This window comes from Actinophytocola sp., from assembly GCF_045807065.1.
GTDB lineage: Bacteria > Actinomycetota > Actinomycetes > Mycobacteriales > Pseudonocardiaceae > Actinophytocola.
Genome location: NZ_JBJMIE010000507.1, coordinates 1 through 8990, shown reverse-complemented (window position 1 = coordinate 8990; position 8990 = coordinate 1). Strand labels below are relative to the sequence as shown.

Genomic DNA, 8990 nt, shown 5'->3' with positions numbered 1-8990 from the left:
ATGCTGGGCCGCGTGGTCGACACGACCGCGGTGCCGGTGTCGCTGACCGACCTCCTCGAGGCCCCGACCCCCGTCCTGTTCGCCAGACGCCTGGAGCAGACACTCGCATGACCACAGTGGACAGTTATTTCGCCCCGGACCTGCTCACCGGCCGGACCGCGGTGGTCACCGGCGGTGGCAGTGGCATCGGCCTGGCCATCGCGACCGCCATGGCACGCGTCGGCGCGGACGTGGTGATCACGTCCCGCTCGGCCGACCGGCTCGCCGCGGCCGAGCGGGACCTGGCCGAACGAACCGGCAGGCTCTGTGCCAGCTTGCCTTGTGACGTGCGGGAGGAGGTCGACGTCGCCCGGCTGCACGACTTCGTCCGCGACCGGTACGGTCACGTGTCCATCGTGGTCAACAGCGCCGCGGCGAACTTCCGGATGCCGGCGGAGCGGATGACCGGCCGGGCGATGCGGGCGGTGTTCGACACCGACCTGATGGGCACCTTCACGGTCACGCGCGAGTTCCTGCCGGACATGATCGACGGTGGCGGCGGCGCGGTGCTGTCACTCAGCATTCCCGGCGCGGACCGGGGGTTCGCCGGGTTCTCGCACGCGGGTGCCGCCAAGACCGCCATCGTGTCGCTGAGCTGTTCCTGGGCCAGCGAATGGGGCAAGTACGGGATCCGGGTCAACTCGATCGCGCCCGGCCCGGTACCCACCCAGGGAGTCGCGTCGAACATGCTGGGCCACGACTCGGACACCTCGGCGTTCACCGACAAAGTCGACATGGTGCCGATGGGCCGGCTGGGCACGCCGGACGACATCGCGCTCGCCGCGGTGTTCCTGTGCTCCGACGCGGCCGGCTGGATAACCGGCGTGAACATGAACGTCGATGGCGGCCTCAACATGAACCCCGGCCCATGACCAACCCCGGAGCCCCGGTCGAGTCCATTCGACGGAACTGTCCAGAATGGACGTTCCCCGCGCCAGGCCGGCTGCCGCGACGGTCAGTGGTGGGGTGACCTTGACGACCTCGTCCGCGCGGGTTCCAGGATCAGGCGCGCGGTGTGCGCCGTGTGAGCGCACCCACGATCACCTCGTCCGGGTGCTCGGCGACGACCACCCCCTCCCCCAGCGCCAATCTGGGCCTGGCCGGCGTTCTCGATCGGCACAGGGGTGCGGCGGGTGGCGAGTTCCGCGACGGACTCGTTCGGCCGCGCGGCGACCGTGAAGCCGTCCTCGTCCGGCTCGGACATACTCGGTTCCGCGATGTCGGCACAGGACACCGCGATGGCGGCCGCGGCGCGGCCGAGTGCCGTCGTCCGGTCCGGATCCGCCGACGCCGCGGCCCAGACCTCGGGGACGAGGACGACGGTCGCCATCAGGCGTCCCGCCCCACGGACGCGGCGAGCCGCGGTGCCAGCATGCGTTCGAGCACCTGCGTGGTGCCCTCGATGATATTGAGCACCTTGGCGTCGCGGTACGTCCGCGCCGTCACCGAGGACTCCAGCACCCCGCTGGACGCGAGCACCTGCACGCCGGCCTCGGCATGGTCGGCCAGCACGCGACAGGCGAAGTACTTCGCGGCCAGCACCCGGTCGCCCGCGGCGGGATCGCGGGCGTCCAGCGCCTCCGACGCCGCGAGGCAGAGGTGCCGCGCCGCCTCCAGGTCGGTGCCCATCCTGGTCACGATCGACTGGATCTGGCCGTGGTCGATCAGCGCACGCCCGAAGGCATGGCGGGCCAGGGCGTGCCGCGCGGTCGCGGCGAAGACCTCGTGCAGCATGCCCGCGGCCATCCAGGCGGCGGCGTGCCGGCCGTGTTCGAGCGCGTGCGGCGCGAGCACGGCCAGACCGAACCCGGGCCGGCCGACCAGCGCCGCCGGGTCGACGCGGCACCCGCGGAACTCCAGGCGGGCCAGGCACGCGGCACGCAGCCCGAGCACGTCCCCCATCGGTTCGATGGTGAGGCCGGGGGTGTTCCGGTTGACCAGGCACGCCACGTCGCCGCCGTCCGCGTACGCGAACACCAGGAACACGTCGGCCTGACCGCCGAACGTGATGAACACCTTGGTGCCGTTCAACACCAGTCCGCCGTCGCGGGCGTCGAGTGTGGTGGTCATTCCGGCGAGGTCGCTGCCCGCGCCGGGCTCCGTCATCGCGATCGCGGCGATCCGCCGGCCGGTGGCCAGGTCCGGCAGTACCGTGCGGTGCTGCTCCTCGCTGCCCCACCGCGCAATCGTCTGCGCGGCCATCCCGTGCACGTTCACCAGCGACGCGAGTGAGGCGCCGACGCGGCCGAGCGCCTCGTACAGCAGCCCGGTCCGCACCATGTTCCAGCCGCCGCCACCGGCCTCCGCCGGCAGTGGCGCACCCAGCAGGCCCTGCTCCGCGCACCACCGGAGAACCTCGGCAGGCAACCGGCCGGCGCGGTCCCACGCCGCGGCGTCGCCCCGCCAGCTGTCCCCGACGAGCTCGCACAGCCGCGCGTGGTGCTCGGCTGCCGCGGGGGTCAGCAGATGATCCATCGTCGTCGCGACCGATGCCGTCATCCCTGTTCCCCGCCCGGTGCGTTCGTGGACTGGTTGTCGTAGCGGTAGAAACCCCGGCCCGACTTGCGCCCCACCCGCCCGGACGCCACCAGTTCGCGCAGCAGGCCGGCGCAGGCGAAGCGCGGGTCGCCATAGCTGTCGTACAGGTGGTCCAGCGTGAGCGCGACGGTGTCCAGCCCGATCAGGTCCGCGGTCTCCAGTGGGCCCATGCGGTGACCGAAGCAGCGCCGGAACACCTGGTCGACCACCTCCGGCGCCACGCCCTCCTCCTCGACCAGGCGAGCGGCCTCGTTGAAGAACACGTGGGAGAGCCGGTTGCTGACGAACCCGGGCGAGTCGCCGACGACGATCATCTCCTTGCCCAGTCCGGACATCAGGGAGCGGACGTAGCTCAGGCACTCCTCCGACGTCCGCGCGCCGCGCATCACCTCGACGGCGTCCATCAGATGCGCCGGGTTCATGAAATGGATGCCCACCACCAGTTCCGGCCGCGTGGTCTCCCCAGCCAGCCGGCCGATCGGGATGCTGGAGGTGTTCGCGCCGATGCCCACGCCTGCCGGCAACACGGCATCCAGCTCCTGGTAGAGCCTCCGCTTGGTCGGCCAGTGCTCGACCACGTTCTCCACCACGAACTCGCAGTCACCGAGCGCCGCGACATCGGTCGTGCCGGTGACGGCGGCCACGGCGTCCGCCGGCTCCGCGGCGGACAGTCCGGGGCGGAGGAAGTGTCCGAAGCGCGCCGCCTCGGTCACGACGTCGCGTGTCCGGTCCAGCGCGGCCGGGTCGATGTCCACGAGGACGACCTGGAAGCCGTGCAACACCAGGTCGGCACAGACGGTCGCGCCGATGCAGCCGGCGCCGACGACACCGATGGTGCGCGCAGAGGTGTCCAATTCGGGTCCTTCTGATCGCGCATGCCGGCGAGCGGCACGCGGGGAGTTCGCCAACCGCGCCAAAGTCGGCCGTCTAGCCCGAGGCTGCGGCCACGCAACCGACATCGATCGAGTGCCTGCCGCGTCCGCGGTCGACGGTGCCGGGGTACTACCCCCGGCTCGCCTTGCACCGATGCGTGTTCCGGCCCCGTGTGCGAGAACCAGGAACGGTACGGTCCACTGTGCTCGGTCGACGCACGCTAACCGCGAGCCGTGAGCGAGGTCAACAACCGCGACCAACTGCGGAACTGACGGACCCCCGACTGCGGCACCTGCGCATCGCCGCCACCCGGAGCGCGGCGACGTCGATGTCCGGGTCCACGCGGACCCAGCGACAGCAGCGCCTCGGTGAGGGACCGGAAGGGGACCACCGGTCCTCATGCGCCGCCGCGGGCCGCGCATGAGGACCATGTCGGTCTCGTAGGTGCGGTCCGCTGCCACAGCCGCGAGCCCGTTCCCGGCCCACACCGTCGACGAGCGGATCCGCACGCACCCACCTACCTGCCGCTGATCCACAGCGATCGGGACAAGGGCGTGGAGATCCTGGCGCTACGGCACCGAATCGCGGCCCCGGAATGCCGACTGGATGAGACTCCGCCGCGGTTCTCCCCCGGTGACCGGTGCTCCTCGGAACGCTTCCGCGGCGGTTGCCGATGCGGAACGTGGGCTCAGCTCAGTGGTCAGCGGGTGTAGAAAAACAGCAGCCACTGACGGCCCTGGATGTTGTTGTCACGGTCGCAGTCGTAGTCCACCCAGCCGAACTGCCGCGAGTTCTCCGTCCCGGAGTTCTGGCACTCCTCCCTGGTGTAGTAGTCGTAGTAGTAGAACGGTCCCTGTGTAGCGACTTGCGCGACACCAGCGTCCCCGGTGTCCGTGGCCGCGGCAGCGGGCACAACGCCGCCGAGCAGGGACGATGCCAATATGGTGACAGCAACGATGATCTTCTTCACGCCGCCAAGCTAGCCACGTGGTCTTTCACATCGCTTTCACCTGCCTGCCGTCAGCTCGCCACGTGCGCTTGAGTGTCATGCCTCTGATCGCTGCTGGCCACGTGCGTCTTCTGGGTCTGGTTGGTCTTGCCAGAACTCCAGTGCGTGCCGGGCGCGGAGGGTGGTGGGGTGGTCGGCGCCCAGCACTCGGGTGAGGTCCTGGACGAGTTCGGCGAATTCCTCGACAGCGGCGGCGGCGTCCCCGGCCTTCCCGCGGCAATAGGCTCGGTTGTACCTGGCATCGAACGTGCGCTCATGGTCAGCGCCCTGGATCCGTTGCCGGTCCGCGACGAGATCGGTGAATGCCTCGACAGCAGCGGCAGGGTTCCCCTCCATCGCGCGCCACCGCGCCAGCTCGTGCCGGCTGTCAAGGGTGTGGGGATCATCGGGACCCAGCACTCGTGCCCGGTCGGCGACAAGGTCGGCGAACGCCGCCGCCGCTGCGCTGGCGTCCCCCGCCTCCCCCCGGCACTTGGCCAGGAAGTGCCGGGCTTGCAAGGTTTGGGAGTGATCCTTGCCGTAGACAGGCAACTGATCTTGGACGAGTTCGGCCCAGGCCGCCGTAGCGCCGGACCAGTCCTCGGAAAAGGTCATCCACCACTGGATTAGCCTGTTCCTGTCATCGAGTGCGTCCGGACTCTTGGGGCCCAGCCGTTGTACTTTCTCAGCGAGCCGGAAAGCGTTGGGCAATTGGCGCGCGATCTCTTCGTTGCCAGCGTTGGCGCGTGCCCGCAACTCATTCAGGACGCGCTGTCCGCCCAGCAACTGGACAAGCTCGCCGGTGGCGTCCGGGTTGTTGCTGGGACCGGACGCTTGGGTCGCGACCGCCTTCTGCGGCGCACTGAGGTCTGTGTGGAGCGCGGGAAGCTGGGCGAGGGTGGCGTGGATGCGGGGAAGCGCGTCACGCAGTAGTTCGTGCACAACATCGACGGAGCTGATCTCGACGACTTTCCGGTATCGCTCCTCAATGCTGTCCAGATAGCGGTGGATCGCACGTTCTGGATTCCAGAAATTCTCGTTGACGATGTAGACGCCGTTCTCCCCGCTGTCGAAGATATTGCCGTTACCGTCCACGGACACGAGTCCACGTGGCAATTCGTCACGGTTCCTGGGGGGCGCGGTGAGCCAATCGGGGGCGGGCAGCCCACGGGCCACCACCTCCCGGTCAATCGCCTGGCGGACCTCGTTGACCGTCTGCTGGAAACGGCGGATCTCACGCCCGATCTCCGCCGCCGAGGCGATGACGACACGCTGCGGGAACACCACCGCCAGGGGGCATGACGTCACCTTCTGGTCGTTGCCGTCGTACAGCATCTCCAGGTGCAGCAGGTAGGCCACCATGTCGTGGATGTAGGGCCGGGCCAGCCGGACCAGAAACCGGTCGGCGTCCCCGTGATCGACCACCTGCGAGAGAGTGGTGGTGATCCGCGCGTCGGTGGCCTCCTCGGGACTCGGCAGCGCGACGTCGTAGGTCGCCGACGCCTCCAAAGGGGCCCCGACCAACCCGGGGCCGGCGTCGTGGGGCGTCGGCATCGTCGTGTCACCGAACCGAACCGCCTGGTGAACGTGCACGACCATCCGCTTGAAGACGGCCGGCTGGCCCCCGATGTTGCGGACCTTGACATCGAGGACGGGGGGATTGTCCTTGTCGGCCTTGGTGGTGTCTGAAGGCAGGAGAGACACGTCCACCAACTCCACCCGCGATTTGCGCGGTCGGCGTGTCCGGAGTGTGGCCCAGGCGGCGATAAGGGCGGCAACGACGCCGCCGATCAACGCGTCCAGTGTGGTAAGCACGAGACTACGTTACGCAACACGGAGGTCCCCGGCGTGGCGTTCACCTCGTCAGGGTGGCCAGAACGGACTCGATCTCCCCCCGCGCGTGTCCCTCGGCTGAACCGAGAAGTTCCCGCAACGGCTCGAAGGCCGGAACAGCACGGAAACAACAAGCCTCGACCAGTGCGCCTGCCGCGCGGCCATCGCCGGTGGCGAGCTTCGCGATGAGGATGTCCTCCGCCTCGATCCGCTCCTCACCGACGAGGTCGAAGATCGCACCAACATGAGGAATTTCCTCGATGGAGTCCCTCGTGAGCCTGACTGGTGCGGTCACCCCCGCCAAGAACCGCTCGAACGCGGCCGAACGAGTCATCCGCCAGACTGTAGTGACCGCACCACCCCGGAACCAGACCGGGGCGCCCGCGGACGACGTCGAACAGCGAGGGTGCATTGATCACCTGGCCGGTCCCTAGGGCATCTACGGTTCCGGTGTGGTGCGGAGGGTCAGGCGCGACGCGGCCGGGTCGCTTCGTGGTGGCAGGGTGAGCAGTCCGTTGATCACGTCGGTCAGGTAGCCCTCGCGGTGCCACACCACGCTGCCGGACGGGGTGCAGCGTATTCCCGCCGCGTCGGTGGTGAATCGCACCGCGATCGCGTCCGTCCAGTTGTCCGGCCAGGTGCGGAAGCCTCGCAGCTCGACCATTTCGCCGTCGGTGGTGATGGGGATGAACTGCCAGCCCGCGTTGCGTAAGTCGGCCAGCCGCTGCAGTTCGGGGAACTCGGTCATCGCCTCGTCGGTCGCCGTCACCGGTGGCCCCCGTATGCCGCGCGGCTGACCTGGTTCGCGGCCGTGTCCTCGAACTGTCCGTCCCGGCGGGAACACCTCGGTGGCACCGGCCAGCTCGTGCGGGGTCCGCCTACGGGGGATGGCGTCACCTTCTTCCGCGTCTTTCCTACCAGGGTCACCGTCGATCGCAGTCTCATGCGGTTGCTCTGTCGTGTGGTTGGGACCAGGTGACCGGCAGGCTGACGGGTCCGCGGGTCATCAGACCGTCGGTGAAGGTCAGTTGGTCCACGGCGGTGTCGAGGCGCAGAGTCGGCAGGCTGGTCGCCAGGTGCCGGAGGCTGAGCTCGAGTTCCAGCCGGGCGAGCCAGGCGCCCAGGCAGTTGTGGGGGCCGAAGCCGAAGGTCAGGATCGGTGTCGCGGGTTGCCGGGTGATGTCGAGCTCGTCCGGCTGTGGAAAGGCGGCCGGATCGAGGTTGGCGCACATGATGCCCGCGGCCACCATCGAGCCGGCTGGCAGCGTGGTACCACCGAGCTCGACGGTCTCGGTGGTGCAGCGCAGCAGGCCGGCTTCGGTGATGCCGTCCCCGATCGGCACTCGGCGGAGGAGTTCCTCCACGGCGGCGCCGGCCAGGTCGGGGTCCGCGGTGAGTTGCTGCCAGCGTCGTCGATCGTCGTCCAGGAGCGCGATCAACGAATTCCCCAGGGCGGTCATGGTGGTCTCATGACCACCGACGATCAGGTCGCGGACCAGGCTGACGAGTTCGATGTCGGTGAGGGCGTCGCCGTCGTCACGTGCGGTGATCAGGCTGGTGAGCAGGTCGTCACTGGGCTGGGCGCGCCGGGCGGCGACGAGGTCGGTGATGTAGTCGGCGAACTCGTTCATCGCCGAGCGGACCTCCTCGGCCGAGAAGGCCGAGAGCGCCATCGCACGCTCTCCCCAACTCTCCAGTTGGGGTTGATCCGCCGTGGGTACCCCGATCAGCCGGCAGATGACCTGCATCGGCAGCGCCGTGGTGAAGGTGGGCACGAGGTCGGCCGGCGGACCAGCGCTGACGAGCGCGCTGACGAGGTCGTCGATCACCGACGCCACCCACGGCCGCCAGGTCGCGATGTGCCGTGGTGTGAAGGCACGCTGCACCAAACGCCGGAGCCGGTAGTGATCCGCGGCGTCGACGTTGAGGATGCTGCGTTCCTCGGTCATCACGTTCGGCGCCTCGATCAGCTCCTCGTCCGCCCCGGTGCCGAAGATGCCGACCCGGGTGAAACGTGGGTCGGTGAGCACCCTCCGCACGTCCTCGTACCTGGTCACATGCCAGACCGGCGCACCGGCGGGCAGCGTGAGCGGTCGCGGCGGCCCTAGGGACGGCGCGACGATGCGATGCAGGGGAAGGGGGTGGGGGCTTGACACGTCCGCTGACGCCTGGGACCCGTTGCGAGGCACGGCTCCAGCCTTCCAGTCGGCCGCGGGCGGAACATGGGTCAGTTGGCGGATGTTTCTCATCCGGCCCGCTGAGAGCGTGAACTCGCGGTGATTTGGAACAGGGGGGCCGCTGTTGATCACCCGGGCAGAGGCGCCAGGGAATGCCCACGCGGGGCGACCGGCGTGCTGACCGAGAAGGGGGAGTTGGATCGTGACCTGCGTGGGTGGGGCGGCGACTCCGGGGGAGATCGACATGCGGGCACGCCGGGTTCTGCCCGTGGACCTCCCGCTGGAAGGGCCGGCCACGCGGATGTGGCACGAACTCGACGGAATGGACCAGCCCGTTAGTCCGCACCGACTGCTGGTTACCGGAAGCGCGCTGTGGGCGGCATGGCTTGACTATCGACCCGGTGTCGTTCCGGAGGTTCTCATCGGGCTGGGCACAAGCGGCATCATTCCCACGATTGCCGTGGCGATCGCCTCTGGCTTACCGTATCTCCTGGCGTGGCCGCTCGATCGCGATGTTTCCGAAGAGCCCCCGGTTCCCGAGT

9 protein-coding genes and 1 pseudogene are annotated in these 8990 nt (G+C 69.1%); 2 read left to right on the top strand and 8 right to left on the bottom strand.

The features are described from left to right. The first annotated feature begins 107 nt into the window (after positions 1-107). The gene (locus tag ACJ73U_RS29875) at positions 108-911 is read left to right on the top strand and encodes an SDR family oxidoreductase (protein ID WP_407781063.1); all 804 of its coding nucleotides are present in this window, start codon (positions 108-110) and stop codon (positions 909-911) included. A gap of 83 nt (positions 912-994) precedes the next feature. Here the strand turns inward: ACJ73U_RS29875 and ACJ73U_RS29870 are convergent, their stop codons facing one another. The 8 genes from ACJ73U_RS29870 to ACJ73U_RS29835 all read right to left on the bottom strand — a co-directional run bounded on the left by ACJ73U_RS29870 (position 995) and on the right by ACJ73U_RS29835 (position 8328). Beyond that, positions 995-1369, bottom strand: a complete 375-nt coding sequence (locus ACJ73U_RS29870; RefSeq protein WP_407781062.1) for a hypothetical protein — start codon at positions 1367-1369, stop codon at positions 995-997. Further along, a complete protein-coding gene (locus ACJ73U_RS29865; RefSeq protein ID WP_407781061.1) occupies positions 1369-2538 on the bottom strand; it encodes an acyl-CoA dehydrogenase family protein in 1170 nt (389 codons plus the stop codon). Before ACJ73U_RS29865 ends, ACJ73U_RS29870 begins: the two co-directional genes overlap by 1 nt. Then, entirely contained in the window at positions 2535-3431 is an 897-nt protein-coding gene (locus ACJ73U_RS29860) for a 3-hydroxyacyl-CoA dehydrogenase family protein (RefSeq protein WP_407781060.1), read from the bottom strand. Before ACJ73U_RS29860 ends, ACJ73U_RS29865 begins: the two co-directional genes overlap by 4 nt. Before the next feature lie 719 nt (positions 3432-4150). Next, positions 4151-4420 (bottom strand): hypothetical protein, encoded by a 270-nt coding sequence (locus ACJ73U_RS29855; protein ID WP_407781059.1) that lies wholly within the window; start codon positions 4418-4420, stop codon positions 4151-4153. Between the two features lie 75 nt (positions 4421-4495). Beyond that, complete coding sequence (locus ACJ73U_RS29850; RefSeq protein WP_407781058.1) at positions 4496-6253, bottom strand: hypothetical protein; 1758 nt, start codon at positions 6251-6253, stop codon at positions 4496-4498. 40 nt (positions 6254-6293) lie between these two features. Then, positions 6294-6605, bottom strand: coding sequence for a hypothetical protein (locus ACJ73U_RS29845; RefSeq protein ID WP_407781057.1), 312 nt, complete (start codon positions 6603-6605; stop codon positions 6294-6296). A gap of 105 nt (positions 6606-6710) precedes the next feature. Continuing rightward, positions 6711-7040 (bottom strand): hypothetical protein, encoded by a 330-nt coding sequence (locus tag ACJ73U_RS29840; RefSeq protein WP_407781056.1) that lies wholly within the window; start codon positions 7038-7040, stop codon positions 6711-6713. Positions 7041-7212: 172 nt separating this feature from the next. Further along, positions 7213-8328, bottom strand: coding sequence for a cytochrome P450 (locus tag ACJ73U_RS29835; RefSeq protein ID WP_407781055.1), 1116 nt, complete (start codon positions 8326-8328; stop codon positions 7213-7215). Positions 8329-8692: 364 nt separating this feature from the next. On the opposite strand from ACJ73U_RS29835, the pseudogene ACJ73U_RS29830 reads away from it, so the two are divergent. Continuing rightward, positions 8693-8990, top strand: a pseudogene (locus ACJ73U_RS29830) (phosphoribosyltransferase); the annotation flags it as partial.

Bases quoted from the DNA above. Each gene is read 5' to 3' on its own strand.
- ACJ73U_RS29865 (WP_407781061.1), bottom strand. From the start codon at position 2,538: ATGACGGCATCGGTCGCGACGACGATGGATCATCTGCTGACCCCCGCG.
- ACJ73U_RS29845 (WP_407781057.1), bottom strand. From the start codon at position 6,605: ATGACTCGTTCGGCCGCGTTCGAGCGGTTCTTGGCGGGGGTGACCGCA.
- ACJ73U_RS29875 (WP_407781063.1), top strand. From the start codon at position 108: ATGACCACAGTGGACAGTTATTTCGCCCCGGACCTGCTCACCGGCCGG.
- ACJ73U_RS29870 (WP_407781062.1), bottom strand. From the start codon at position 1,369: ATGGCGACCGTCGTCCTCGTCCCCGAGGTCTGGGCCGCGGCGTCGGCG.